At 68.8% G+C, this 24,371-nt stretch carries 26 protein-coding genes, 1 tRNA gene, 1 other RNA gene and 2 pseudogenes; 15 read left to right on the forward strand and 15 right to left on the reverse strand.

Going from position 1 to position 24,371, the window contains the following annotated elements:
- Nucleotides 1-300 precede the first annotated feature (300 nt).
- From FHR82_RS17955 to lon, 7 genes are all read left to right on the forward strand, one after another.
- Complete coding sequence (locus tag FHR82_RS17955; protein WP_184811621.1) at nucleotides 301-801, forward strand: PadR family transcriptional regulator; 501 nt, start codon at nucleotides 301-303, stop codon at nucleotides 799-801.
- Between the two features lie 50 nt (nucleotides 802-851).
- Nucleotides 852-1,955, forward strand: a complete 1,104-nt coding sequence (gene prfB, locus FHR82_RS17960) for a peptide chain release factor 2 (protein WP_184811622.1) — start codon at nucleotides 852-854, stop codon at nucleotides 1,953-1,955.
- 289 nt (nucleotides 1,956-2,244) lie between these two features.
- Nucleotides 2,245-2,934, forward strand: a complete 690-nt coding sequence (gene ftsE, locus FHR82_RS17965; RefSeq protein ID WP_184811623.1) for a cell division ATP-binding protein FtsE — start codon at nucleotides 2,245-2,247, stop codon at nucleotides 2,932-2,934.
- Between the two features lie 48 nt (nucleotides 2,935-2,982).
- Nucleotides 2,983-3,885, forward strand: coding sequence for a permease-like cell division protein FtsX (gene ftsX, locus FHR82_RS17970; protein ID WP_184811624.1), 903 nt, complete (start codon nucleotides 2,983-2,985; stop codon nucleotides 3,883-3,885).
- 31 nt (nucleotides 3,886-3,916) lie between these two features.
- Nucleotides 3,917-4,393, forward strand: a complete 477-nt coding sequence (gene smpB / locus FHR82_RS17975; RefSeq protein ID WP_184811625.1) for an SsrA-binding protein SmpB — start codon at nucleotides 3,917-3,919, stop codon at nucleotides 4,391-4,393.
- Complete coding sequence (locus FHR82_RS17980) at nucleotides 4,390-5,307, forward strand: amidohydrolase family protein (RefSeq protein ID WP_184811626.1); 918 nt, start codon at nucleotides 4,390-4,392, stop codon at nucleotides 5,305-5,307. Before smpB ends, FHR82_RS17980 begins: the two co-directional genes overlap by 4 nt.
- Before the next feature lie 48 nt (nucleotides 5,308-5,355).
- Nucleotides 5,356-7,725 (forward strand): endopeptidase La, encoded by a 2,370-nt coding sequence (gene lon / locus FHR82_RS17985; RefSeq protein ID WP_184811627.1) that lies wholly within the window; start codon nucleotides 5,356-5,358, stop codon nucleotides 7,723-7,725.
- A 122-nt stretch (nucleotides 7,726-7,847) separates the two neighbouring features.
- On the opposite strand, the gene FHR82_RS17990 is transcribed toward lon, so the two are convergent.
- The 3 genes from FHR82_RS17990 to FHR82_RS18000 all read right to left on the reverse strand — a co-directional run bounded on the left by FHR82_RS17990 (nucleotide 7,848) and on the right by FHR82_RS18000 (nucleotide 10,458).
- Nucleotides 7,848-8,492: a response regulator transcription factor gene (locus FHR82_RS17990; protein WP_184811628.1), complete on the reverse strand. Its 645-nt coding sequence runs from the start codon at nucleotides 8,490-8,492 to the stop codon at nucleotides 7,848-7,850.
- The gene (locus FHR82_RS17995; protein WP_184812431.1) at nucleotides 8,480-9,562 is read right to left on the reverse strand and encodes a sensor histidine kinase; all 1,083 of its coding nucleotides are present in this window, start codon (nucleotides 9,560-9,562) and stop codon (nucleotides 8,480-8,482) included. The genes FHR82_RS17990 and FHR82_RS17995 overlap by 13 nt, the downstream gene beginning before the upstream one ends.
- A 173-nt stretch (nucleotides 9,563-9,735) precedes the next feature.
- Nucleotides 9,736-10,458, reverse strand: coding sequence for a sensor domain-containing protein (locus FHR82_RS18000; protein ID WP_184811629.1), 723 nt, complete (start codon nucleotides 10,456-10,458; stop codon nucleotides 9,736-9,738).
- Nucleotides 10,459-10,617: 159 nt separating this feature from the next.
- Between FHR82_RS18000 and ssrA the strand changes: the two genes are divergently transcribed.
- The 3 genes from ssrA (at nucleotide 10,618) to FHR82_RS18015 (ending at nucleotide 12,704) form a co-directional block, all read left to right on the forward strand.
- Nucleotides 10,618-10,992: a transfer-messenger RNA gene (gene ssrA / locus FHR82_RS18005) on the forward strand.
- Between the two features lie 383 nt (nucleotides 10,993-11,375).
- Nucleotides 11,376-11,882 (forward strand): MauE/DoxX family redox-associated membrane protein, encoded by a 507-nt coding sequence (locus FHR82_RS18010; protein ID WP_184811630.1) that lies wholly within the window; start codon nucleotides 11,376-11,378, stop codon nucleotides 11,880-11,882.
- A gap of 3 nt (nucleotides 11,883-11,885) precedes the next feature.
- Nucleotides 11,886-12,704, forward strand: coding sequence for a DsbA family protein (locus FHR82_RS18015; RefSeq protein WP_184811631.1), 819 nt, complete (start codon nucleotides 11,886-11,888; stop codon nucleotides 12,702-12,704).
- On the opposite strand, the gene FHR82_RS18020 is transcribed toward FHR82_RS18015, so the two are convergent.
- Nucleotides 12,693-14,018 carry a phenylacetate--CoA ligase family protein gene (locus FHR82_RS18020; protein WP_311771149.1) on the reverse strand — a complete coding sequence of 442 codons (1,326 nt, stop codon included), beginning with the start codon at nucleotides 14,016-14,018 and terminating at the stop codon, nucleotides 12,693-12,695. The genes FHR82_RS18015 and FHR82_RS18020 overlap by 12 nt on opposite strands.
- A gap of 92 nt (nucleotides 14,019-14,110) precedes the next feature.
- Between FHR82_RS18020 and FHR82_RS18025 the strand changes: the two genes are divergently transcribed.
- Nucleotides 14,111-14,183 (forward strand) — tRNA-Ala (locus FHR82_RS18025).
- A 712-nt stretch (nucleotides 14,184-14,895) separates the two neighbouring features.
- Here the strand turns inward: FHR82_RS18025 and FHR82_RS18030 are convergent.
- Nucleotides 14,896-15,714 carry an SCO4651 family lipoprotein gene (locus FHR82_RS18030; protein WP_512698864.1) on the reverse strand — a complete coding sequence of 273 codons (819 nt, stop codon included), beginning with the start codon at nucleotides 15,712-15,714 and terminating at the stop codon, nucleotides 14,896-14,898.
- A gap of 370 nt (nucleotides 15,715-16,084) precedes the next feature.
- On the opposite strand from FHR82_RS18030, the gene FHR82_RS18035 reads away from it, so the two are divergent.
- A complete protein-coding gene (locus FHR82_RS18035) occupies nucleotides 16,085-17,653 on the forward strand; it encodes a carboxylesterase/lipase family protein (RefSeq protein WP_184811633.1) in 1,569 nt (522 codons plus the stop codon).
- A gap of 87 nt (nucleotides 17,654-17,740) precedes the next feature.
- Here FHR82_RS18035 and FHR82_RS18040 read toward each other — a convergent pair whose 3' ends face one another.
- The 6 genes from FHR82_RS18040 to FHR82_RS18065 form a co-directional block, all read right to left on the reverse strand.
- The gene (locus FHR82_RS18040) at nucleotides 17,741-17,920 is read right to left on the reverse strand and encodes a hypothetical protein (RefSeq protein WP_184811634.1); all 180 of its coding nucleotides are present in this window, start codon (nucleotides 17,918-17,920) and stop codon (nucleotides 17,741-17,743) included.
- A gap of 69 nt (nucleotides 17,921-17,989) precedes the next feature.
- Nucleotides 17,990-18,289 (reverse strand): GPP34 family phosphoprotein, encoded by a 300-nt coding sequence (locus FHR82_RS18045; protein WP_184811635.1) that lies wholly within the window; start codon nucleotides 18,287-18,289, stop codon nucleotides 17,990-17,992.
- Nucleotides 18,290-18,549: 260 nt separating this feature from the next.
- Nucleotides 18,550-18,975, reverse strand: coding sequence for a tautomerase family protein (locus tag FHR82_RS18050; RefSeq protein WP_184811636.1), 426 nt, complete (start codon nucleotides 18,973-18,975; stop codon nucleotides 18,550-18,552).
- Between the two features lie 87 nt (nucleotides 18,976-19,062).
- Nucleotides 19,063-19,626 carry a TetR/AcrR family transcriptional regulator gene (locus FHR82_RS18055; protein WP_184811637.1) on the reverse strand — a complete coding sequence of 188 codons (564 nt, stop codon included), beginning with the start codon at nucleotides 19,624-19,626 and terminating at the stop codon, nucleotides 19,063-19,065.
- Between the two features lie 206 nt (nucleotides 19,627-19,832).
- Nucleotides 19,833-20,126: a hypothetical protein gene (locus FHR82_RS18060; protein WP_184811638.1), complete on the reverse strand. Its 294-nt coding sequence runs from the start codon at nucleotides 20,124-20,126 to the stop codon at nucleotides 19,833-19,835.
- Nucleotides 20,127-20,196: 70 nt separating this feature from the next.
- Nucleotides 20,197-20,769: an MFS transporter gene (locus tag FHR82_RS18065; RefSeq protein WP_184811639.1), complete on the reverse strand. Its 573-nt coding sequence runs from the start codon at nucleotides 20,767-20,769 to the stop codon at nucleotides 20,197-20,199.
- On the opposite strand from FHR82_RS18065, the gene FHR82_RS18070 reads away from it, so the two are divergent.
- On the forward strand, nucleotides 20,770-20,973 hold the full coding sequence (locus tag FHR82_RS18070) for a hypothetical protein (RefSeq protein WP_184811640.1): 204 nt from the start codon (nucleotides 20,770-20,772) through the stop codon (nucleotides 20,971-20,973). It abuts the gene before it with no gap.
- 127 nt (nucleotides 20,974-21,100) lie between these two features.
- Here the strand turns inward: FHR82_RS18070 and FHR82_RS47475 are convergent.
- Both FHR82_RS47475 and FHR82_RS18080 read right to left on the reverse strand, forming a co-directional pair.
- Nucleotides 21,101-21,523: pseudogene (locus tag FHR82_RS47475) on the reverse strand (sugar O-acetyltransferase).
- Between the two features lie 68 nt (nucleotides 21,524-21,591).
- Nucleotides 21,592-22,197 (reverse strand): TetR/AcrR family transcriptional regulator, encoded by a 606-nt coding sequence (locus FHR82_RS18080; protein ID WP_184811641.1) that lies wholly within the window; start codon nucleotides 22,195-22,197, stop codon nucleotides 21,592-21,594.
- A gap of 62 nt (nucleotides 22,198-22,259) precedes the next feature.
- On the opposite strand from FHR82_RS18080, the gene FHR82_RS18085 reads away from it, so the two are divergent.
- Both FHR82_RS18085 and FHR82_RS18090 read left to right on the forward strand, forming a co-directional pair.
- Nucleotides 22,260-22,943: a molybdopterin-dependent oxidoreductase gene (locus FHR82_RS18085; RefSeq protein ID WP_184811642.1), complete on the forward strand. Its 684-nt coding sequence runs from the start codon at nucleotides 22,260-22,262 to the stop codon at nucleotides 22,941-22,943.
- Nucleotides 22,940-23,572 (forward strand): DUF2867 domain-containing protein, encoded by a 633-nt coding sequence (locus FHR82_RS18090; protein WP_184811643.1) that lies wholly within the window; start codon nucleotides 22,940-22,942, stop codon nucleotides 23,570-23,572. Before FHR82_RS18085 ends, FHR82_RS18090 begins: the two co-directional genes overlap by 4 nt.
- 51 nt (nucleotides 23,573-23,623) lie before the next feature.
- Here the strand turns inward: FHR82_RS18090 and FHR82_RS18095 are convergent.
- Together FHR82_RS18095 and FHR82_RS18100 are read right to left on the reverse strand one after the other, a co-directional pair.
- Nucleotides 23,624-23,980, reverse strand: a pseudogene (locus tag FHR82_RS18095) (cytochrome P450); the annotation flags it as partial.
- Nucleotides 23,981-24,009: 29 nt separating this feature from the next.
- Nucleotides 24,010-24,306, reverse strand: a complete 297-nt coding sequence (locus tag FHR82_RS18100; protein ID WP_184811644.1) for a hypothetical protein — start codon at nucleotides 24,304-24,306, stop codon at nucleotides 24,010-24,012.
- Nucleotides 24,307-24,371: the final 65 nt, after the last annotated feature.

Raw genomic sequence — 24,371 nt, forward strand, 5'->3', positions numbered from 1 at the left:
GGAGAAGCGCGGTTCCGCGGTCCTGCCGCCGTTGTGGTCCGTGGGGTGGAAGACGGTGGCCCGGCGGTCGGGTGCCGGTGATCGCTCGCTATTTCCCCTGGTACAAGGGCTGCGAGTCGGATCAGATCGTGAAGTTGTTTCGCTATGCGAAGGATTCCTTGACACTTGGCGAGATCACTAATCTCGGCGAACTGTGCGACTGGAACACTCCGCAACCGCACCAGGAAACCCGTCAAGCCACAGTGGACAGAGGCCCCGGCCACTGTGGACACCGGTCCAGGTTCGTGGCACGGTGGTAAGGTGTCTGAACTGAATGCAACTGCCGCTGCCCTTCTTGGGCTGCTGCACGAAGGTCCGGCTACTGGTGGGCAATTGGTCTCGGCCGCCCGTGATCGATTTGGGTCGTTCTTCAGTGTCACGCGGAGCCAGGTCTACCGCGAGCTCCCCGCTCTCGCCGACGCCGGTCTTGTCCGGCTCGGCAAGCAGGGGCCGCGGTCGAGCCAGCAATACCTGGTGACCGCCGCGGGCAAGAAGGCGTTCAAGGGATGGTTGGGCAGTGAGCCCGGTCCCGACCATCTCCGCAGTCCGCTGATCCTGAGGCTCGTCCACGCGGACGCGCTGACGGCGAAACAGCGGGGCGTGCTCATCGAGTCAGCGAAGAAGGTCTATTCCGAAGAGCACGAGGCGGCGAGGTCCGCGGTCAAGACCGCGGACGGCGCCTACTCGAAGGCGGTCGCGGAGTTCGGGGTGGCGAGGGCGAAGGCGGTCCTGAAGCTGCTCGATTCCATCCCCACCTCCTGAAAGGTCGCCACAAGCGGACGGCGTGCGGGTTCACGGTAGATTCTGAAGACGTGAACCCGGACGTCGCAGCTGACATGAAAGAACTGTCCGACACCCTCGCCAGCGTCGAGGCCGTGTCGGACCTGGACGCCCTGCGTGCCCAGATCGCGGATCTGGAGCAGCAGGCGGCCCGTCCGGACCTCTGGGACGACCCCGACTCGGCACAGCAGGTGACCAGCCAGCTCTCGCACAAGCAGAGCGAGCTGCGGCGCATCGAGGAGCTGCGGCAGCGGCTCGACGACCTCGGTGTGATGTACGAGCTCGCCGAGGAGGAGGGCTCGGCCGACGCCCGTGCCGAGGCGGAAGCGGAGCGTGAACGGCTGCACTCCGACATCGCTTCCATCGAGGTGCGCACGCTGCTGTCCGGTGAGTACGACGAGCGTGACGCGCTCGTCACCATCCGGTCCGAGGCAGGCGGGGTCGACGCCGCCGACTGGGCGGAGATGCTGCTGCGCATGTACCTGCGCTGGGCGGAGCGGCACGGCTACCCGACCGAGGTCTACGACATCTCCTACGCGGAAGAAGCCGGCATCAAGTCGGCCACCTTCAAGGTCACCGCGGCCTACTCCTACGGGACGCTGTCCGTAGAGCAGGGCACGCACCGGCTCGTGCGGATCTCGCCGTTCGACAACCAGGGGCGGCGGCAGACGTCGTTCGCCGGTGTCGAGGTGCTGCCGTTCGTGGCGGCCGTCGACCACGTCGACATTCCGGAGAAGGACATCCGGATCGACGTGTTCCGGTCGTCCGGGCCCGGCGGGCAGAGCGTGAACACGACCGACTCGGCCGTGCGCATCACACACCTCCCGTCGGGGATCGTGGTGTCCTGCCAGAACGAGAAGTCCCAGATCCAGAACCGCGCCGCCGCCATGCGAGTGCTGCAGGCGAAGCTGCTGGAGCGCAAGCGGCTGGAGGAGCGCGCCGAGATGGACGCCCTCAAGGGCGACGGCGGGTCGTCGTGGGGCAACCAGATGCGGTCCTACGTGCTGCACCCGTACCAGATGGTCAAGGACCTGCGGACCGAGTTCGAGGTCGGCAACCCGTCGAGCGTGCTCGACGGGGAGATCGACGGTTTCCTCGAGGCAGGCATCCGCTGGCGGCGCACGCAGAGTGTGTGATCAGTGACCGGGGGCCGGCCGCCGGCCCCCGGTTTCCAGCCTACGGCGCAGGGGTGACAGTTCCCGGCGGTCGCGGCCCGGCGGTGTGGGGTTGTCCACAGCCTGGGTGGTTGTCCACAGGTTCCGTCGCGCGGTGTGGTCGGGAGCCGTTCCTGTCGGTCCGCGTGGTTACGCTGGGTTTCGGGGGCCGGTGGCCGCCCACCGCCAAGCCGCTTTCGATCTTGGCTGGTCAACGTCTTCGGCTCCCAAGGCAACAGGTCGATAACGGATGTAGGTAGACTCGCGCCTCGTGATCCGGCTCGAACACGTTTCGAAGGTGTACAAGACCTCCACGCGCCCTGCGCTGGAGGACGTCTCCGTCGAGATGGACAAAGGCGAGTTCGTCTTCCTCATCGGCGCTTCCGGGTCGGGCAAATCGACCTTCCTGCGCCTGTTGCTGCGGGAAGAGGTGCCGACCAAGGGGCGCGTCTACGTGGCGAACTTCGACGTGGTCCGCATGTCCCGGCGCAGGGTCCCCCGCCTGCGCCAGTCCATCGGGTGCGTCTTCCAGGACTTCCGGCTGCTGCACAACAAGACCGTCGCGGAGAACGTCGCCTTCGCGCTCGAGGTCATCGGCAAGCCGCGCAACACCATCCGCAAGGTTGTCCCCGAGGTCCTCGAACTGGTCGGCCTCGAGGGCAAGTCGGCGCGCATGCCGCACGAGCTGTCCGGTGGTGAGCAGCAGCGCGTCGCGATCGCGCGTGCGTTCGTCAACCGGCCGCTGATGCTGCTCGCCGACGAGCCAACGGGAAACCTCGACCCCGACACCAGCCAGGACATCATGCTGCTGCTGGAGCGGATCAACCGCACTGGCACGACCGTGCTGATGGCGACCCACGACCACTCGATCGTCGACTCCATGCGGCGCCGGGTCGTGGAACTGTCGCTCGGCCAGGTCGTGCGCGACGACTCACGAGGGGTTTACGGCGTAGGCCGTTAGAAAGACCCCCGCACCCCCGCCCTCCCGACACAAGGACGCCTTCCCCCGATGCGTGCCAGCTTTGTCTTCAGCGAGGTCCTGACCGGCCTCCGCAGGAACGTGACGATGACCGTCGCGATGATCCTCACCACGATGGTCTCGCTGCTCCTGCTCGGTGGCGGTCTCCTGGTCGTGCGCATGATCGACAAGACGCAGACGGTCTACGAGGACAAGCTGCAGGTCAACGTCTACCTGACCAACGACATCAGCGCGAACGACAAGGAATGCCAGAAGGACCCGTGCCGCACCCTGCGCACGGACCTCGAGAAGAACCCCGCGGTCGAGTCGGTCAAGTACGAGAACCGCGACCAGGCCTACGCGCGGTTCAAGGAGATCTTCGCGTCGCAGCCCGAGCTGGTGAAGCTCGCCAGGCCCGAGGCGCTGCCCGCCTCGTTCAACGTGAAGCTGTACGACCCCGACCGGCCCGACGTGATCATCCAGACCTTCTCCGGGAAGGTGGGGGTCGACTCGATCGCGGACCAGAGCGAGTTCCTCGACCGGTTCTTCGACGCGTTGAACGGCGTACGAGATCTCACGTTCGTCGTCGCGTTGATCCAGGCCGTCGCGGCACTCCTGCTGATCTCCAACACCGTGCAGGTCTCCGCGTTCACGAGGCGAACAGAAGTCGGCATCATGCGCCTCGTCGGCGCGACCCGCTGGTATACCCAGCTGCCGTTCCTCCTGGAGGCGGTGGTCGCGGGCCTCATCGGCGCGGTCCTCGCGATCGGGCTGCTGGTGCTGGCGAAACTCTGGTTCCTCGACCGACTACTGGAGGGGCCGTTCGCCGCCGGCGTGATCAGACCGATCGAGGGTCTGGACATCCTGCTGATCTCGCCATGGCTGCTCCTCACGGCCATCGGCATCTCGGCGGTCACCGGCTACGTCACGCTCCGCCTGTACGTGCGCCAGTAAACGGCGTGCGTGGACACGTAGAGTTGTCACCATGTCGAAAGAACGTGGCCAGAAGGTAATCGTGCAGAACCGCAAGGCGCGGCACGACTACACGATCCTGGACACGTACGAGGCCGGGATCGCCCTCATGGGCACCGAGGTCAAGTCGCTGCGCCTCGGCCGGGCGTCGCTCGTGGACGCATTCGCCACGGTCGACGACGGCGAGGTGTGGCTGCGCAACCTCCACATCCCGGAGTACGTGCTCGGCACGTGGACCAACCACACGCCGCGCCGCACCCGCAAGCTCCTGCTGCACCGAGGCGAGATCGAACGCCTCATCGGCAAGACACGCGAGGGCGGCCTGTCGCTGGTGCCGCTGTCCATGTACTTCAAGGACGGCAAGGTCAAAGTCGAGCTCGCGCTGGCCAAGGGCAAGAAGGAATACGACAAGCGGCAGTCACTCGCCAAGCGGGACGCGCAGCGGGAGATCGCGCGCGCCCACGGCAGGGCGCTGAAGGGCCGCTATTGACACCCGGATCCGACGCGGAGGTCCCGGCGTTCACCAGAGCGCTGGGCCTCCCCGGGTTGACCGACCTGCACGTCCACTTCCTGCCGGACCCCATGCAGCGGAAGGTGTGGGCGTTCTTCGACCGCGCGAGCGCCGAGTACGGCACCGAGTGGCCCATCCACTACCGGCTGCCCGCCGACGAACGGCTCGCCATCCTGCGTGACCTGGGTGTCCTGCGGTTCGCGCCGCTCGTCTACCCGCACAAACCGGACATGGCGGCGTGGCTGAACGAGTGGGCCCGCGAGTTCGCGGCGAACACCCCGGAGGCCGTGCCGACCGCCACGTTCTTCCCAGAGCCGGGCGCCGGGCGCTACCTCGCCGATGCTCTCGACCAGGGCGTTCGGTGCGTGAAGTCGCACGTCCAGGTCGGCGCCTACGACCCGCGCGACCAGTTGCTCGAACCCGTGTGGGGGCTCCTCGCCGAGGCCGGTGTGCCGGTCGTCGTCCACTGCGGGCACGGGCCCGTCGCGGGCAAGTTCACCGGGCTCGACGTCTTCGAGGACGTGCTGCGCCGCCACCCACGGCTCGTCGCGGTGCTCGCGCACGCCGGCGCGCCCGAGTTCACGCTCGCGCTCGACCTCGTCGACCGGTACCCGGGCGTGCACCTCGACACGACCATGGTCGGCGTGCCGTTCAACCGCGCCGACGAGCTGCTGCCCGCCGATTGGGTCGCCCGCCTCGCCGGGAATCCCGGCCGCGTCGCACTCGGCACCGACTTCCCGTCGATCCCGTACGACTACGCCACCCAGCTCCGCGCCATCGCGGGCTGGGCCGCGTCGGACGACCGTCTCGGCGAGTCCTTCCTGCGTGCGGTGCTGTGGGAGACCCCGCGGCGCTTGCTCTCTCTGAGCGAACAGCCACCGGAAACATCCTGACCGCCTTCCGGGTTGAGTAGGACAGACTCAACTTTGGAGGGTGAACTGATGGCAGAGTCGTTGACGCTCCCGGTGCTGCCGCTGGACGACACGGTGCTGCTGCCGGGGATGGTCGTGCCGATCCGCATGGCCGGCACCGACGGCACCGAGGTCAGGGCCGCGGTCGAGGCCGCGCAGGCGGTCGCCGAGGGGGAACGGCCACGCGTGGTGATGGTGCCGCGCCTGGAAGGCAAGTACGCGCGCGCCGGTGTGCTCGGCGTCGTCGAGCAGGTCGGCCGCATGCCAGGTGGTGAGCGGGCCGCCGTGGTCCGCGGCACCGAGCGCGTCCGCATCGGAGCAGGCACCACCGGTCCGGGCGCCGCGCTGTGGGTCGAGGTCGAGGTGGCCGACGCCGCGCCCGTGACCGGCCGCGCCCGCGAGCTGGCCAAGGAGTACAAGGCGCTGGTCATCACCATGCTCCAGGAGCGTGGCGCGTGGCAGGTCGTCGACTCGGTGCAGTCCGAGGACGACCCGTCCGCGCTCGCCGACATGGCGGGCTACGCGGCCTGGCTGGACGACGAGCAGAAACTGTGGCTGCTGGAGACCGCGGACGTGACCGAGCGGCTCGAGAAGCTGCTCGAGTGGACCCGCGAGCACCTGGCCGAGCTGGACGTCGCGGAGACCATCCGCAAGGACGTCAAGGAAGGCATGGAAAAGCAGCAGCGGGAGTTCCTGCTGCGCCAGCAGCTCAGCGCGATCCGCAAGGAACTCGCCGAACTGGACGGCAAACCCGACACCGAGGAGCAGGACTACCGCGCCCGCGTCGAGGCCGCCGACCTGCCCGAGAAGGTTCGCGAGGCCGCGCTCGCCGAGGTCGACAAGCTGGAGCGCACCTCCGACCAGTCACCCGAGGTGGGCTGGATCCGCACGTGGCTGGACACGGTCCTCGAGATGCCGTGGAACACCCGCACCGACGACGCCTACGACATCACGGGCGCCCGCGAGATCCTCGACACCGACCACGCCGGGCTCGACGACGTGAAGGACCGCATCATCGAGTACCTGGCCGTGCGCAAGCGTCGCGAGGAGCGGGGCCTGGGTGTCGTCGGCGGCCGCCGCAGCGGTGCGGTGCTGGCGCTCGCCGGTCCTCCCGGGGTCGGCAAGACGTCGCTGGGCGAGTCGGTCGCGAGGGCGATGGGCCGCAAGTTCGTCCGGGTCGCCCTGGGCGGCATCCGCGACGAAGCGGAGATCCGCGGCCACCGCAGGACCTATGTCGGTGCGCTCCCCGGCCGGATCGTGCGCGCCATCTCCGAAGCGGGCTCGATGAACCCGGTGGTCCTGCTCGACGAGATCGACAAGGTGGGCTCGGACTACCGAGGCGACCCGACGGCGGCCCTGCTCGAGGTGCTGGACCCGGCGCAGAACCACACGTTCCGCGACCACTACCTCGAGGTCGAGCTGGACCTGTCGGACGTGGTGTTCCTGGCGACGGCGAACGTGATCGAGTCGATCCCGGCGCCGCTGCTGGACCGCATGGAACTGGTGGCGCTGGACGGCTACACGGAGGACGAGAAGGTCGTCATCGCCCGCGACCACCTGCTGCCCAGGCAGTTGGAGCGCGCGGGCCTGGGCACCGAAGAGGTGACCCTGACAGACGACGCGCTGCGGCTGATGGCGGGCGAGTACACCCGGGAAGCCGGTGTGCGGCAGCTGGAGCGGTCGATCGCGCGGGTACTCCGCAAGATCACCGCGTCGCTCGCGCTGGATTCGGTGTCGCTGCCGCTGACCGTGGACATCGGCGACCTGCGCACGTACCTGGGACAGCCGAAGTTCACCCCGGAGTCGGCCGAACGCACGGCCGTACCCGGCGTGGCCACAGGTCTGGCGGTCACCGGTGCGGGCGGGGACGTGCTGTTCGTGGAGGCGTCGGTGGCGTCGAAGGACTCCGGTGCCACGGGCGTCACGCTGACCGGGCAACTCGGTGACGTGATGAAGGAGTCGGCGCAGATCGCGCTGTCGTACCTGCGGTCACACGGTGATGACCTGGGCGTGCCGGTGACGACGCTGGCCGAGCAGGGCGTGCACGTCCACGTCCCGGCGGGCGCGGTCCCGAAGGACGGCCCATCAGCGGGCGTGACGATGACGACCGCGCTGGCGTCACTGCTGTCGGGCCGCCCGGTACGCGCGGACGTGGCGATGACCGGCGAGGTGTCACTGACGGGACGGGTGCTGCCGATCGGTGGGGTGAAGCAGAAACTGCTGGCCGCACACCGGGCAGGCATCACCGACATCGTGCTCCCGAAGCGCAACGAGCCGGATCTCGACGACGTGCCCGCGTCGGTGCTGGACGAGCTGACCGTCCACTTGGCGACTGACGTGCGTGAGGTGCTGGAAGTGGCCCTGGCCCCAGCCCGCGCCGCCGCGACCGCGGCCGCCTGACGAACAGAGCCGCCTGACGAACAGAAAGGACCCTCGCCGATCCCCCGGGCGAGGGTCCTTTCGCATGCCTGGACGGAAGTGCCGGAACAGGAACAGCACGGGCCTCGGCAACCCCAACCGACCTAGCCGCGCTCCAAGAACGTCAGCACCGCCCGCACCCGCCGGTGCTCCTCTGAACTCGGCTCCAGGCCGAGCTTGGAAAAGATGTTCCCGACGTGCTTCTCCACCGCGCCGTCGGAGACGGTCAGGGACTTGGCGATGGCCACGTTGGTCATGCCCTGCGCCATCAGGCCAAGTACCTCGCGTTCCCGGGGGGTGAGCACGTCGATCGGGTTTCGTCGGCCCCTGGCCATCAGTTGGGCGATCACCTCCTGGTCGATGCAGGTGCCGCCGCCGGCTACTCGTTGCACCGCGTCGACGAACTCGGCCACGTCGGCCACCCGTTCCTTCAACAGGTAGCCGACACCGCCCGCGCCGCCGGACAGGAGCTCTACCGCGTAGCGCTCCTCCACGTACTGCGACAGCACCAGAACCGGCAGGCCCGGTTGCTGTTCGCGTGCCTTCAGCGCGGCTCGCAGGCCCTCGTCCGTAAAGGACGGGGGCATGCGGACGTCCACGATCGCCAGGTCCGGGCGGTGTTCGCTCACCGCCACCAGGAGGCCGTCGCCGTCTTCCATCGCGGCGACCACCTCTATGTTCTCGTCCGCCAGCAGGCGTTCGATGCCTGCTCGCAGCAGGACAGAGTCCTCCGCGATCACCACGCGCATGGCAGGTCCGCCCTGATCACTGTCGGCCCGCCGATGGGGCTCACCACGGTCATCACGCCGTCAATCGTGGCAGCCCGGTCCGCCAGCCCCGACAGGCCACCGCCCGTGCGCATCGACGCGCCACCGGTGCCGTTGTCGGTGATCTCCACGACCACCAGGTCGCCGGTCGGCCGCTCCTCGCGCCACGCGTTGACCTTCGCCTCCGTCGCGCCCGCGTGCTTCGCGACGTTGGTGAGGCACTCGCCGACGATGAAGTACGCCGTCGACTCCACCGCCGCGGGCGGCCGCGGGTCGATCACGACGTTCACCTCGACCGGGATCGGGCACTTCGCCGCCAGCGACGACAGCGCCGCGTCCAGGCCGCGGTCGCCCAGCACCGCCGGGTAGATGCCGCGGGCCAGGTCACGCAGCTCCGACACCGCGAGCTTCGCGTCCACGTGCGCCTCGTCGATCAGCGCCTTCGCCGCGTCCGGGTCGGCGTCCATCTTCGTCTTCGCCCTGCCAAGGCCCATCGCCACGGCGACCAGCCGCTGCTGCGCACCGTCGTGCAGGTCGCGTTCGATGCGCCGCCGCTCCGCCTCCGCCGCGTCCACGCCACGCGCACGGGACGCCTGCAGGCGCTCCGCCTTCTGCGTCAGCTCCTCGGTCTCGGTCGGGCCGAGCAGCCACTTCGCCAGCAGGATGTGCAGCGACGCCACCACCGGCAGCACGAACAGGCCCACCGGCAGGATCACGATGCCCGCCAGCGCCAGCGGCAGCTCGAAACACGCCAGCGGGAAGGCGATCAGCTGGTAGGCGAGGTTGCGCCACATCTGCGGGTGCGTGAACCGGCGCAGGTAGCGCTGCCAGAACGAGCCGGACTCGTCGTAGGAGACCTTCGGCGCCGGGATGTCCACGCCCAGCACGCCGCGGAGCAGCGCCCGGTTCGTCGCCGCGAACGCGTACACGACCTTCGTCGCCAGCAACAACACCGCGAGGCCCAGCCAGATCACCAGCGTGCCGATGCCGACGGAGAACAACGTGACGATGAGGATGAACGCCAGCAGGTTGACCGGGAATCCCGCGATCATGAAACCCGCGGCACGGAACCCCTTGCTCACCAGCGTCGGCTGGCCGACCCCGGATTCCTGGGCGGGCGGCTGGGCCACCAGCTGGTTCTCGACGGTCGATGCCACGATGTCAGCATCCACCCGCTCCTCGGCCGGGACCAAATACAGCGGCTGCTGCTCCGGTGCCGGGCTGGTCATCGCGTCACCGGCCGGTAGTTCATCGTGTTCGACGGCCACTCGTTCGACCAGTCGATCGCGCCGGCCGTCGACAGGCCCTCCAGCTTCGCGATGTGCCGCTCGCTCGGGCCCAGCATCGCCCTGGCGTACACCGCGTGCATCGTGCCGAGGCCCTTCGTCACGATGATCGACAGCGCCAGCAGCAGCACACCCAGCCCCGCGAACGGCAACGTGCCCAGCCACGAGTCGATGTTCACCAGCGCGTTGTGGTTCCACAGCACGATCTGCCAGTCGTCCGGCATCCAGGTCCAGTACACCGGCAGGAACGTCAGGTACAGGGACACCGACCACAGCACCACCATGATCGTGAACTCCGCGATGCCCAGCGGCAGCATCAGGACCAGGTAGACCATGTCCTTCCAGGTCGCCGGGTCCTTCACGCGCGACAGCCAGCGCGACTTCTCACCGGCAGGCCGGTACGGCGACGCCACGTACGTGCCCAGCATCGTGTGCACGCGCAGCCGCTCCAGCGCCGCCATGCCGCGCATCCCCAGCACCGCCAGCGCCAGCACCGCGAGCCCGACCCAGATGACCACCGTGCCGACGCCCACCGCCATCGTCGTCACCACGAACGTGAACGAGGCGATCCCGATCGGCAGGTTCATCACCAGGTACGCGAGCGCGCCCAGCAGCGGAGGGTTCGGCCGCGAGCCGTCGCGCTCGGTGGTGGCGGTGGTCATCTCAGGTCTCCTTAGTCGGTGTCGCAAGACCAGGATCCCGTGCCGGGAGGGGCTAGACCATGAGGAAGACCGCACAGTTCATGGTGGGGTTTTCCCTACCTCCGTTAACCGGGATGATCCCCACGCGTCCGCACGTTAGACTCTAAGTACACACCACAAGGGGGTGAACGGTTTCGACTCTGGACGTTGATTCAAGGGAAGCGTGCAGGTGCAGGCAGATGACCACCTCAAGCGTCGCTGCAAACCAATAAGCGCCAAGGTTAATAACCAGCGCGACGTCGCACTCGCCGCCTGAGCGAGTAGTGATGTCTGTCGGCCCGGGGTCGCCTCCGACCCGGTCTGCCGGCATCAGCTAGGAGGCTCACCGTCGCGGGTTGGCCGCGGACCTGCGACGGGACACTTACAGCGGCTGGGCTCGTCACACCGGCTTGTTCACGTGACCGGTGGGGCCAAGTAGAGGCACAGTGAACTGCGCACGGAGAAGTCTTGTTGAGACGGCAGAGGACCCGGGTTCGATTCCCGGCACCTCCACTCGGCCGGCGAGTGCTCGCGGAGAGCGCTCGCCGGCTCGTTTCGGATTAGGTTGGGGGGCCGAGCCCCCCACGCCCCCACGGTGCGGGTGGTGCCTGACCCAGCGTGGTTGCCTCCTTGGCTGCGGCCGAGCCCTCCAAGCCCCCACGGTGTGGGTGGTGCCTGACCCAGTGTGGATGCCTCCTTGGGTGAGGCCCCACGTTTGCCGTCACCGCCGTACGTGCGGATCCGCTTGCCGCGACGGTTGCTGCCGGGCGGGTGCTCCTACCCGGTGCGGCGCGTACTCTGCTGGGTTTCCCGCAGGTCCTTGACCATGTGGTGGTCGGGGTCTACCTGCGTCGACGGGCTCTCAGGTTGCGCTAAGGCGGGTTCGGTAACTTCGTGGCGTGGCTCGTCCGTCCGTGCGGGCGCTCGACTTGATCGGCCTGCTCGTCAGGGTCGGCCTGGCTGCCGTCTGGCTGGTGTCCGGGGCGATCAAGGTAAGCGACCTCAACCAGACCTACATCGCCGTGCAGGCCTACGACCTGTTGCCGGCCGGTGCTGTCAGTGTGGTCGCCGCCGGGTTGCCGTTCCTCGAGCTGGTGCTCGGGGTGCTGGTCCTCACCGGGCTCGGGACACGCGTCGTGGCCATCGTGTCCGGGATCGTGCTGCTCGCCTTCATCGGGGGCGTGGCGCAGTCCTGGGCGCGGGGGCTCACCATCGACTGCGGCTGTTTCGGCGGGGGTGGGCAGGTCACGGCGGGGGAGACGCGGTACCCGCAGGAGATCGCGCGGGACATCGGGTTCCTGCTGCTCGCCGTGTGGCTGACCGTGCGGCCGCGCAGCAAGTGGTCGCTAGATGGCTGGCTCACCGTCCGCGAGGTGGAGACCGTGGACACACAGGGAAGGACTTGATCGGTGGGTGGAGCTGAGCGCAACGCTCGCAAGAAGCGGCAGGCCCAGACAACGGGCCGGAGCCCGGCGGTCGCGGCTGCCCGCAAGAGCGGCCCCGACCGCAAGAAGGTCGTGGTGGGCGTCGTAGTGGTCGTCGTGCTGGCCGTCGCCGTCGTCGGTGGGGTGCTGATCTACAACAACCAGAAGAACGCCACCGAGGGCGAGAACATCAACGCGGGCACGACCCCGTCCGCGACCGCGCCCGACTACCCGGTCGAGCGCGACGGCGGCATCGTCGTCGTCGGCCAGTCCGACGCCAAGGTCACGCTCGAGGTCTACGAGGACTTCCTCTGCCCGGCCTGCCGCCAGTTCGAGGAGACCTACGCGGGCGACATCGAGAAGTACGTCGGCGACGGCACCGTCCGCGTCCGGTACCACATGCTGCCCATGCTCAACGAGCGCTCCGACCCGCCCGGCTACTCCATGGACTCCGCCAACGCGGGCCTGTGCGCCGCCGACGCGGGCCAGTTCCCCGCGTACCACAAGAGCCTCTTCGGCGACCAGCCAGAGGAAGGCAGCCGCGGCTGGGACGACCAGCAGCTCGCCAAGCTCGGCACCGACCTCGGCATCACCGACCCGAACTTCACGTCCTGCGTGACCAGCGGCAAGTACGACGGCCTCGTGCAGAAGAACTTCGACGAGGTCAAGGCCGCGCCCTACCTGCAGCAGGAGTTCCCGGACGGGTCCAAGGGCTTCGGCACACCCACCCTCGCGGTGGACGAGAAGGTCGTCGACACCGCCAAGGCCGACTGGCTCGACCAGCTCGTCCGGTCAGCCGCCTAGCCCCCGCACCGGCGGCGCACCCTCCGACCAGCGCACGAACCGCTTCGCCTTGCCGACCTCGGTACGCGGCACACTGCCCTGCGCGACGACCCGCACCACACACGTGATGCCCAGTCGCTCCCGCAGCGCCGCGACCAGGTCGGCGGCCGGCGACTCGGCCCCGCCGGCCTGCTCCACCGCCACCAACAGCTCCGGCCGCGCCGCGGCCCGCCGGTCCTCCACCACCAGGTAGTGCGGGCTGACCCGGTCGTCCGCCAGCAGCACCGCCTCGATCTCCGTCGGGTACACGTTCACGCCGCGCACCACCAGCATGTCGTCGGTGCGGCCCAGCAGCTTCGACATGCGGCGCAGCGTGCGCGGCGCGCCCGGCACCGGGCCGGCCAGCGTCGCCACGTCCCCCGACCGGTACCGCAGCAGCGGCATCCCGGTCTTCGTCAACGTCGTGAACACCAGCTCACCCGCCGTGCCATCCGGCACCGGCCTGCCGTCGGAGTCGACGGCCTCCACGAAGAAGTGGTCCTCCGCGACGTTCAACATGCCGTCCGAGTCCAGCGACTCCGCCGCCACCCCCGGCCCGATGACCTCCGACAGGCCGTAGATGTCCAGCGCCCGCAACCCCAGCAGCCGCTCGACCTGCGTGCGCATCTCGTGCGTCCACGGCTCCGCGCCGAACAGCCCAGCACGCAGGCTCACCGGCTCGACCCCGGCCGCCGCCAGCGCCTCCCCGAGGAAGATCGCGTACGACGGCGTGCACGTCAGGATGTCCGGTTTCAGGTCCACGATCATCCGCACCTGACGGTCCGTCATCCCACCCGAAAGCGGCAGGACGGTCGCACCCAGCCGCATCCCGCCGTGGTGCACGCCGAGACCGCCGGTGAACAGACCGTAGCCGTAGGCGTTGTGGATCAGACTGCGGCGCGTGGCGCCCGCGCCGCCCAGCGCGCGGGCCATGACCTGGGCCCACACGTCGATGTCAGCGGCCGTGTACGGCACGAGAGTCGGCCGCCCGCCGGTCCCGGAGGAGCCGTGGATGCAGACGACGTCCTCGGGTTCGACCGCCCGCAGCCCGTCGGGGTAGTGATCCCAGAGGTCACGCTTGGTGACCATAGGCAACCGGTGGATGTCGTCGAGCGACACGTCCGCGCCGGCCCGCACCCCGGCGTCCGCCAGGCGGTCGGCCTGCAGCCCACCGGCCGCCAGCAGCCGTTCCACCAGCGCTCGCAACCGTTGTTCCTGCAGCTCCCGGCGTCGCGCGGGGTCGACACCCTCCGCATCCGGCTCGACAAGGGGGACCACGAGGGCATCAGCGACCACGGAGTGGGTGTAGCACGTGACCAGTCCATTGCGGAAGGACCGACCCCACTGCAACACGCAGCGAACGCCGGGGTATCTTGTACACGCACCAAGGGGCTGTAGCGCAGCTGGTAGCGCACCACACTGGCAGTGTGGGGGTCAGGGGTTCGAACCCCCTCAGCTCCACATCGAAAAGCGGCAGGTGAGGACTAATGTCCCCGCCTGCCGCTTTCGTCTTACCTTCGCTCGAACGGCTGTCGTGCCAGATGCGTGCCAGATCAGGCGGCTGGTTCCCCCCGCGCTTCCTTGATCATGAGGTCCAGCGCTACCGCGATCGCGTGATCGCGCTCCCTGCGTGCTGGTAGATCATGGCGGCCCGAGTGCTGGAGTGCCCGATCCGCGCTGAGCGAACACCTGTGGAAGCGCCTGGTTACGCCTCGCGCCCGGCGTGTGCTCGATGTTCGTCGCCCAGTGCAGCCGCGAGCGGCTCCAGTCGCCGGTACGGGCCCGTCGCGGATTCGATTGTCCCGAGTTCGGCCGTGCACGTCCTTGCCCTCACCTGGCAACACCCCGGGGCACCTCGTATCGCCTATGTCATCGTCACCGGCACGACCAACAAGCTGAACACACAAGCGATGCGCGCCGGACACCATCGCGGCCTCGCTGTGGGCAGCGATAGCGCAGTACTCCAAGCGCCGGATTGCTGGATCTGGACGCCACGGGTGCAGGTGCACGCTCATGCTGATGAGTACCGTTGGCAGGTCCACAGAGTGCGCGGGCGCGCGACAGTGCCGTCAGCTCGCTGGCTCGGGCCCAGCTCCAGTCGATCCCCATGGTGGGGGTCCGACGAATCGCCGCGCCAGGTAGCTGTCGCATATCGGGGCCGGACGAGCCCTGGTCAGCTCGGCAGCTCCGCGACCTGGTCGGCGGGTGGGGCGTCGATCTCGACCGGCTCGCCCCAATTCGTATAGTCCGCCTGGATGACCGCCTCGACAGGCTTGCCTGTGTTCGGGTCGGTCATCGGCGGCTCCATCTTCAAACGAACCGGCAGCCCGTTCCCGTTGGTCCACAACTCTACCGGGAACTCCTTGACACCAAGCGTGTCGAGCGTCGTCGCCAACTCGGGGTCATCCTGCTCCGCAGCCACCTTCTCGAAGTCGACCAGGATCGTGTAGTGGGTCGTCCGCTCGCCGTTCAGCTCGGCCTCCACTTCGGCGGTGAGCGTGCCGGCGTTCTTCAACGTCTCGACGGTCGCGCGCGGGTCGGCGTTCTTGCGCATCTCCTCGACCATGCCGCCCAACGACTTGGACATCGGGTCGTCGGCGGTCGGGTCGATCTTGAGCCATGGCTTGCCTGGCTCAAGATCTTTCCCAGTGTCGAGGTACATCAGGCCGTCCACCAGCACCGCGGACACTTCACCCTGGCCGGGCAACGACATGGCCAACGCCATCGCCACGTCGTCGGACCTGAACTCGATGTCGCCCTCGGTCTCGACCTTGTTGCCCCCGGCCTCGACGATCATGGTCAGGTGCGCGGTGTTCGTCTCGGCAGTGCTCTCCCCGATTTGCTGGACGAGCGCGGCCAGGTCGGTTGTCACCGCCTGGTTACCGCCGCCGGAGCCGTTGCTGGCGGTCTCGTTCCCACCCGGCTCACCGCACGCACCCACGGTCACGGTCAACGCGAACCCGGACAGCAGCACCGCCAGCTTGCGAATCATCGAATCCTCACCAATGTCGATCGGACCGGGCCGGGGGGCTGCGGACGGTCCGGCACGCTAGCTCCTCTCGCTGGCACGGCCCTGCCCGTACGGCACCCGTATCAGGACGGCCGACGAAGGGAGTGGATGCAGTGGCGGTAGGTGTCGACGGCGACTGCTCGACTCGCATCTGGGACCCCCGAAGGCCGGGTGTCGAAGGTGACCGAGGCCGACGGGGTGATGTGGTAGGCCAGCGGCCTGCCAACTGAGCCGCCGCCAGACGCTGCGCCGACCGCGGTAGCCCGGTGACGAGGTGTACGTCGCCGGTGGTAGTGGAATTGTCGACGGAGAGCGAATGTGCTGACAGCGCCGGCCGCCGAGAATCATGGCCATGTCGATTCGTGTGCTCCTCCGGTCTTTGTTCGCGGTCGCTGTCGTCGGGGCTACCGTGGTCGGCGCTTCTCCTGCGCTGGGTAGTCAGCAGTCGCCGGACCCGGGTGTGGTCCGGGTCGATTCGGGGTGGTTGCGCGGCTCTGTTGGCGACGATCATGTGACCTACTCGGGCATTCCGTACGCCGCGCCGCCGGTCGACGAGCGGCGGTGGCGACCACCGGTCCGGCCGAGGTCCTGGTCCGGAGTTCGGGACGCGACGACACCGAGCCCGCCCTGCCCGCAGCGCGGGATGGCCGGGTTCGAGGACTGCCTCTACCTCGACGTCACGGCGCCCCGGAACACCCGGCGGGGTGGCCGGCTGCCGGTGCTGGTGTGGTTGCACGGCGGCGGCCTCACCTCCGGCGGGGCCCAGCAGCAGGACGGCGTCGAACTCGCCGTCGACGGGGACCTCGTCGTCGTGACGATCAACTACCGGTTGGGTGCGCTCGGGTTCCTGTCCGCGCCGTCGCTGGAGGGTGGCGGGAACTACGGCCTCATGGACCAGGCCGCCGCGCTGCGCTGGGTGCGCGGCAACGCGGCCCGATTCGGCGGTGACCCGCACAACGTGACGCTGGCCGGCCAGTCCGGCGGTGCCCGTGCCGTGTGTGCCCAGCTCGCGTCGCCGATGTCGCGCGGCCTGTTCCACCGTGCGATCAGCCAGAGCGGCGCATGTGACAACCCGGTGCTGACGCTGGCCGCGGCCCAGGAGTTCGGTGTCCGGGCGACCGAGGACCTCGGCTGCGCCGCGGCCGCCGACATCGCCGGGTGTCTGCGCGAGCGCACCCCGGCCGAGCTGCTCGACATCTTCGTGGGCGTCGGCATGGCGGTCAACGGCCGGGTGGCCGACCGGCCGTGGGGGCCGGTCGCCGGGACGCGGGTGCTGCCCCAGCAGCCCGGTGAGGCGCTGCGCACCGGAGGTGCCGCACGGGTTCCGCTCCTGGTCGGCGGCACCCGCGACGAGATGCGGTCGTTCGTGTCGAACCAGGCGGGGCTCACCGCGGAGCAGTACCGGTCGATGCTGACCGAGACGTTCGGTGACCAAGCGACCGTCGTGCTCGGGAAGTACCCGGTCACCGACTACGACAGCCCCGCGCTCGCGCTGGCCACGGTGCTCAGCGACTGGGGCGGCGCCATCGGCGCCTGCCCGGTGCTGCGCACCGCCGAAGCCGCCGCCACCCGCCGGCCGGTCTACGCATACGAGTTCGCCGAAGACAGCGGCCAGGTCACCACCGGCGGCTTCCCCATGGGCGCCTATCACGGCGTGGACATGCCCTACCTGTGGACCCTCGACCCGGCCTGGCCCAACCCTTACCCGGAGCCCACCGCGGCGCAGCGGCGACTGTCGGCCACGATGATCGACTACTGGTCGGCGTTCGCCCACAACGGCGACCCCAATGGGCCCCGCCGTCCACACTGGCCGGAGTTCGGCGACACGGGCACCGTGCTCACCTTGTCCACCAGCGGAATCGCGCCCACCCCGTTCGCCGCCACCCACCGCTGCGACTTCTGGTCAGCACTTCCTCGGTGAGGTACGCCCGTCGTGACCGGGACTGTTCCACGAGATGCCGGTGCCGACACGTTCGCGGGTCGGTCGGGCTACTCACGGCGCACGACGTCAGGTTGGTGTCGTGGCGGTTGTTCCGCCGCTGCCCGAAGTCCAGTGGTGCACGATGTCCGCGCAGTCGTCCGCGATCGCCTTGGTGGTCTCGTCGGCGGGCCAGTCACCGTCGGCGACAGCGGTGGCCCGTGCGGTGGCCGAGGGGCCGCTGACGACGACCGAGGTCGCGTAGACCATGTGCAGCAGTGAGATCAGTGCGCCGCTGCCCCAGTCCGGCGCGGTGCGTTCCAGCAGGACGTCGGTGAGTCAGGTACGCAGGTGGTCTCGGCGAGTCCGGTCGGCCAACCGCCAGATTCCGATGCGGGATCGAGCGGTCAGGACACCGCGTTGCGCGAGGCGGTCCATAAGCCGGACGTGCAGGCCAGGTACGAGGGCCTGCCTCACGTCCGCGACGAGCGCGCCGTCCGCGGCGAGTGCGCTGTCGAACAGGGCGTCCCCAGACCGCGAGTGGTCGTCGGTGAACACATGGAGCCTCCTCGCGCCATCCCAGTCGACACCGAGTCGGCCGGCCTTCGCGAGTTCCAGCAGCAACGCCGCCGCGAGCACTGGTCGTGTGGAGCAGCTGTGGAGCATGGGTGCGCTCTGAGCGGCGCTGAACGGTGCTCGGTGGAGCGGAACGGCGTGTGGGGTCAGGGGTTCGAACCCCCTCAGCTCCACCCTGGGAAGAGCTCTCCCGGTTCAGTGTTTCGCCTGACGGGCACGTACTCCGTCGGCGCGAGCTACTCGTCGGTCACGGGGCAGCCGCGGTGGGAGACCCTGCCGAAGTCCGGTGAGCTGCCCCCGAGACCGTGCCTGGACAGGAGTGGCTAGTTACCGGCTGCGCCCGATGACGGGCTGGGTGCGTCGGGAGAAACGACGTACTGTGCCACCCCGTCGCCGAACGACCAGTCGGTCGATTCGTTTTCGGTCACGGTGACGAACATATTCTTCGGCTTGGTGCCCGCGTACTCGTGGGCGAGCTCAGCGATCCGCCGGTACAGCGCCTGTTTCTGCTCGACTGTGCGTCCGGAGCGCATGGTGATCGCGACATAGACGATGTCATCGTCGCGGTCTGGACTGAGAAAGTCGCCGTAGCGGAGCGTGCTGCGGGAGCCGCCGTGACTGACCAGAATCTGGAACAGGTCGTTGGGCGGGACGCCGACCGTCTCGACCAGCGCGTTGTGTACGGCACGCCCGAGCGCATCAAGGCGATCACTGTCGGCCCTCAGGGCATCGATACGAACCAGAGGCATCTCAGCGGTTCTCCAAGTCATTGGCAGGAACACGAATTCAGCGATTTCAGCGGGTCTCCGTCTACGTTGGTGCGGAATCGCACGGATTCACCGGACGTGGCCGGCGAGTAGACCGAGAGCGCCGCCGACGGCCTGGGCGTAGAGGGTGGCCGAGCCCGCGGCGCAGGCCAGCACGTATCCGCCCTGCACTACCGCGACCAACGCGGAGGCCATATTCGCCGGATCGAGGCCGGGGTCGAGTTCCCCGCTCGCACGGCCCTCCGCCAGCAGGCCGGTCAGGCGGTCGATGAGCCACGCAAAGGTCTCTTCGACAGGTCTACGCAGTTCCGGGTCGGCCATCACCCCGAAATCCTGGGTGAGCCGACCAACCGGGCAGCCTTTCAGCGCGTCCCGCTCCCGTCCCAGATAGGTGCCGATCCTCTCGACCACGGTGCCGGGACCGGCAAACGCATCCTCCGCCCTGTCCCGCAACTCGTCAGCACTGCGCCTGATCGCGGCACGCGCGAGGTCCGGCTTGCCGCGAAAGTGGTGGTACATGCTGCCCTGACCCGTCCCGGACCGTTCCTGGATCGCCTTCGGGCTCGTGCCCACGTAACCGCGCTCCCACAACAGCTCCCGAGTGCTCTCGATGAGTCGGTCTCTCGTGTCCATGACAACCAGTGTACATACTAGTAGGTACAGACTCGTGACAGCGACGGCCGGGCAGGTGAGCTGATCTCTACAGTCCAACGCACGCTTCTGTCCCATAGCGCGCGTGGGGTGCAACCCCCAGGCCCCGCCCGGCGGGCTTCGTCCCGGGGCCCCCGTCTGTGGTCACCGTGTTCGAGTGAGCGCCCGTAAGGAAGAGCCTTCTCAGTTCAGGTGTGTCGCCTGGTGGGAGGGCTCTTTTCGGGTGTCTGTCGGGTGTGGTGGTCCAGGATCGCGGTTACCAGGGCGCGGGTGCTGGCAGGTGGGCCGTCGGCGCCCAGGGCCTGTGCCGCGCTGTTCGTGCCCTCCCAGATGATCGACAGCTGGTCGGCCAGCACCGCGGGCTCCGCCACGTCCAGTTGCCGGGTGAGGTCGCCGAAGCGCTCGTGGATCCACGTCTTGGAGTCGATCGCGTTCTGGTGGGCGGGTAGTGCCGGGTCGGGGAACTCCGCGAGCGTCATCATGCAGGCGCGCCCTCGGAACAACGGCGGTCTCTACCTGGGCCCGAAGGCCGTGCTGCACCGGTGAGTTCTTTCACGCGGACGGGGAGGAGGAACGCTTGCGTGCCACCGTGAGGACGACGGCGACGGCGAGGCAGACGGCCGCGAAGACGAACGTGGCCAGGAACGCCGCCCGCACGCCTTCGTTGAGACCCACCGCGGGATCCGCGGCCATGACGTCGGCGTTGGCCACCGACACCGTGGTGCACAACGCGATGCCGAACGCGGCGCCGATCTGGAAGACGGAGTTGTTGACGCCCGAGGCCAGACCGGACTCGTCCGCCGGGACGCTGGACAGCGCGGCGATCGCCGACGCCACGACGGTGATGCCGATGCCGGCGCCGAACACGACCATCGCGGGCAGCAGGTCGGTCCAGTAGTCGCCGTCCGGAGCCACGCGGGAGAGCAGGTAGGCGCCGCCGGTCAGGAGTGTCGCACCGAACACGGCCACTTTCCGGTAGCCGAACCTGGTGGTGAGGGGGCCGGCGAGGTTGGAGCCGACGACGGACATGGCGGCGTAGACCGCGGTGCTCAGTCCGAACAGGACGGCCGAGTAGCCGAGCACCTGCTGTGCGTAGACGGACATCATCAGCGCGCCGCCGGCCACGTGGCCCACCTGGCCCGCAAGAAGCTGCGCGTCGACGGCCTGCAGGTGGGTCACCGGCGGGCGCTGGAGGACCTCGTCCGCGCGGTCGACCGCATCGCCCTCCGCCCGGTGATCGCGGCCGAGTACGCCCTGTCCGATCTCCCGTCCGTGCTCGCCCACCTCGAACGCGGCCCATTCGGGAAGGTCGTGGTCACAGCCGCCTGATCGAAGGCTTACCCGCCGCACGCCGTGTTGGTCCGGACAGGTCGACGGCCGAGCTGTCCGGACCAGCGGCGGATTCGATGGCTGAAGATCCGGGGCGGAACTTGTGGCGCTGGTGGACAGCGGGCAGTCAGAGCCGCCGGATGATGCGGGCCGGGTTGCCCGCGGCGAAGACGTGGTCCGGTATGTGCCGGATGACCACGCTGCCCGCATCGATGACCGTGTTCTCGCCGATGGTGACGCCTGGGCAGACGATCACGCCGCCGCCGAGCCAGGCGTTGTCGCCGATCGCGATGGGGGGGCGGTTCGCTCCCATCCGGCGCGACGTCGTTCGTGATCTTCCATCGGGTGCAGCGCTGTGGGCAGCTGCGCTCGGGGGCCGACCCGGACGTCGTCACCAATGGTGATCGCGGCATCGTCCATGAAGATGGCGTCGTTGTTGACGAAGCTGTTGGCGCCGATGGCTGATCTGCGCGCCATGGCTGCACTGGAAACGCGGCAGGACGGACGCGCCAGGACCGAACTTTGCGAGCAGGGCTTGAGCTCCAACCACGCACGCGAGGTTCACGGCGGGCTTGCGCCACACCCACGGCGGCCGCCCGATGGTCACCGGCTTGCGGACTATCCGTCGGCGACGGCTCGCACACCGCGAAGGACGACGTCGAGGACCGTGTCCGCCTCGGCGCGAGCGGCCTGCGGATCGGCGGCCCGGGCGATGTACAGCGCTGAGCCGTAGAGGCCGCCCAGCGCGACGTGTGCCAACGGGTCGAGCGCGACACCTGGCAGGGTGCCGCTCTCCACCAGCGCGGTCAGCACGGTGCGCAACATCGGGAGCTCGACGCCCTCCATGCCGCCCTCCCACGAGTTGGCGGCCAGCACCGTCACGCTGTCGATGATCACGACCCGCCGAAACGCGGGCTGCAGGCAGGCATCGAGGAACGCGGACAAACCCGCTCGCACCGCGGCCCACGGGTCGCGTTCGGCCAGCGCCGCGGCCAGCACGGCCTCGGCGGTTTCGGCCAGCACGACGTCATAGACCGCCTTGAACAGCGCGTCCTTGCCGCTGAAGTGGTGGTAGAGCGCGCCCTTCGCGAGGCCGGCCCGCTGCACGATGTCGTCGATCGCGGTCGCGGTGAAGCCCTGCTCGACGAATCGCTCCCGTGCGATCGCGACCAGCAACTCACGCGTCGCCTCTGCTTGCCGTTCCCGAAGTCGCTTGACACTCACAGGGCAAGCATAGAGACTGACCGTCAGTCGGTGAACGACCGTCGGTCGGTGAGGGGGCCACAATGAAGACACTTCCGCCCGGGCAACGCCTCGTGGAGGGGTTTCCGCGCTTCGGGGCACACCTGCACCGGCCGCCGCCTCCCGTACCCGACGACCCCGTGATCGCCCTTGGTGGCGGCGCGGTGCGAACCTCATCCGAGGTGCGGCTGGCGGAGCTGTCCCAGCTGCCCCGGACCGAGATCGTGGCCGACTTCCACTGCGTCGCCGGCTGGACCGCGACCGACCTGCGCTGGGAAGGCGTGCGGTTCGCCGACTTCTACCGCCAGTTCGTCGAACCCGCGCTGGAGCCAGGGGTCACGGTCACCCACCTGGTGTTCGAGGGCATGGACGGAGTCGTGTCGGTGGTCGAGCCGCAGGACGCGCTCGCCGACGATGTCCTGCTGGCCGACCGGCTGAACGGACGTCCTCTCGACGGTGACCACGGTGCTCCGATACGACTGGTCAGCCCGACGCAGTACGGCTACGTGAGCACCAAGCACCTCTGCGCCGTCGAAGTGTGTTCGGCGCTGCCGGCGCACCGTCTCGGTACGGGCGTTCTCGACCGGCTGATCGAGGGACATCCGCGGGCACGTGTCTGGCACGAGGAACGCCACGGCCGCATCAGCGGACGGCTGGTCCGGCCGTTCTACCGCGCCATCATCCGCCCGATCCGCTACCTCTGCGCGAAAGGAGCGCACGGCAGATGAAAGTCTCCAACGACGTGCTGAAGACCCAGCGATGGATCATCACCGACATCGTCCACGACTTCGACGTCGAGGACGTCTGGGCTCTCCCCATCGATGGCGGGGCCGACGACTTCGGTGCGGTCATCGACCTCATGTCATTCATCGACTTCCCCGAGTCGGCGCCCCTGCCGGTACGCCTGCTGTGGGGCATTCGCGACCTGCTCGGCCGCATGTTCGGACTCGGGCGCATCTCGACGTCAGCGGACGACGCCGGCGTCTGGCCGCCGGTCCCCGGCACTGGCGAGCGGTCGCTGCTCGGCCGGGTGCCGGAGGAACTCCGCAACACGGCGACGGATTCGCGTCTCGCGGGCAAGCCGTTCCGTCCGCTGTACCTCACCGGCACCGAGTTCGCCGACGAGATATCGAACCGGACGATGTACGGCGTGATGCACCTCGCCTGGGTGGACCAGGGTGGCGGCCGGTACCAGGGGCAGATGACCGTCTACGTCAAGCCGCGCGGCGCCGTCGGCAAGGCCTACATGGCTTTCATCAAGCCGTTTCGCTACGCGATCATCTATCCGGCGCTCATGCGCTACCTCGAACGATCCTGGGCCGTGTCGCGTGTGGCTGATCGTTCCCCCGGTGCGTAGGCCGTCCTATGTGGACGAACGGGTGGCCGGTGCGTCGAACTCGCGGTCCGGCAGTGTCCTGTTGAGCTCCAGGTCCTCGTCATCGTTCGCGTCCATCGCCAGCGCGGTGCGCACCGTGAACGGGATGATGCTCAGGTAGCGCAGCAGCTCCTCGACAGCGTGGTCGGCGATGCCCGGGTCCGCACGCAGGGCGGCGAGCTGGCCGGGATGGCTCAGCAGGGCGAAGGCGCCCAGCGCGGGCATGTTGGCCGTGGTGTCCAGCCCGGCGCCCAGCAGCACGAAGCCGATGTCGACCAGTTCCTCGTCGCTGAGATCGCCCGCGGTCAGGCCACTGAGCAGGTCGTCGGTTGGCTCGGCGCGCTTGGCCGCGACCAGCTCGGCGATGAACTCGCGCACCGCCGCGTAGGCCGGACCGTTCCCGATTCCGGACTGGCTCATCATCCACAACGGACACCGCGGCCGGTGCGGACTCGTGGTGATCGTGCGGCCTGGGTCTGTTGCCACGTCGACGTGTTGCCTGCCGTGAGCCGGACCTGGAACACGTCCTGTGCCATGAGCTGCGACATGCCGCGGGCGCCCTGTCGCGCGTAGTGGACCAGCAGCACGTTCCGCGGCACGGCGTCGACGAACGCGAAACCCGGTGGCGCCTCGACGTCCGGGACCGGCCTGCTCGCCAACGACACCCCGAGGAACAGCAGCGCGAGCAGGCCGCGGCGCGGACGGTCCTGGTACATGCCGACCAGAGTCGGAGCACCCGCCGCCTACCGGTCCCAGGAACGGCGATGGCGAGACGCTCGCC

This window comes from Actinophytocola algeriensis (assembly GCF_014203735.1).
Lineage (GTDB): Bacteria > Actinomycetota > Actinomycetes > Mycobacteriales > Pseudonocardiaceae > Actinophytocola > Actinophytocola algeriensis.

Coding starts and splice junctions, on each gene's coding strand:
- FHR82_RS18055 (WP_184811637.1), bottom strand. CDS start 19,626: ATGGACACGAGAGACCGACTCATCGAGAGCACTCGGGAGCTGTTGTGG.
- FHR82_RS17995 (WP_184812431.1), bottom strand. CDS start 9,562: ATGATCGCGGGATTCCCGGTCAACCTGCTGGCGTTCATCCTCATCGTC.
- FHR82_RS18085 (WP_184811642.1), top strand. CDS start 22,260: ATGAAGACACTTCCGCCCGGGCAACGCCTCGTGGAGGGGTTTCCGCGC.
- smpB (WP_184811625.1), top strand. CDS start 3,917: ATGTCGAAAGAACGTGGCCAGAAGGTAATCGTGCAGAACCGCAAGGCG.
- FHR82_RS18060 (WP_184811638.1), bottom strand. CDS start 20,126: ATGATGACGCTCGCGGAGTTCCCCGACCCGGCACTACCCGCCCACCAG.
- FHR82_RS18035 (WP_184811633.1), top strand. CDS start 16,085: ATGTCGATTCGTGTGCTCCTCCGGTCTTTGTTCGCGGTCGCTGTCGTC.
- FHR82_RS18050 (WP_184811636.1), bottom strand. CDS start 18,975: ATGCCTCTGGTTCGTATCGATGCCCTGAGGGCCGACAGTGATCGCCTT.
- ftsX (WP_184811624.1), top strand. CDS start 2,983: ATGCGTGCCAGCTTTGTCTTCAGCGAGGTCCTGACCGGCCTCCGCAGG.
- FHR82_RS18040 (WP_184811634.1), bottom strand. CDS start 17,920: ATGGTCTACGCGACCTCGGTCGTCGTCAGCGGCCCCTCGGCCACCGCA.
- FHR82_RS18100 (WP_184811644.1), bottom strand. CDS start 24,306: ATGTACCAGGACCGTCCGCGCCGCGGCCTGCTCGCGCTGCTGTTCCTC.
- FHR82_RS18000 (WP_184811629.1), bottom strand. CDS start 10,458: ATGACCACCGCCACCACCGAGCGCGACGGCTCGCGGCCGAACCCTCCG.
- FHR82_RS18030 (WP_512698864.1), bottom strand. CDS start 15,714: ATGATTCGCAAGCTGGCGGTGCTGCTGTCCGGGTTCGCGTTGACCGTG.
- FHR82_RS17990 (WP_184811628.1), bottom strand. CDS start 8,492: ATGCGCGTGGTGATCGCGGAGGACTCTGTCCTGCTGCGAGCAGGCATC.
- lon (WP_184811627.1), top strand. CDS start 5,356: ATGGCAGAGTCGTTGACGCTCCCGGTGCTGCCGCTGGACGACACGGTG.
- FHR82_RS18090 (WP_184811643.1), top strand. CDS start 22,940: ATGAAAGTCTCCAACGACGTGCTGAAGACCCAGCGATGGATCATCACC.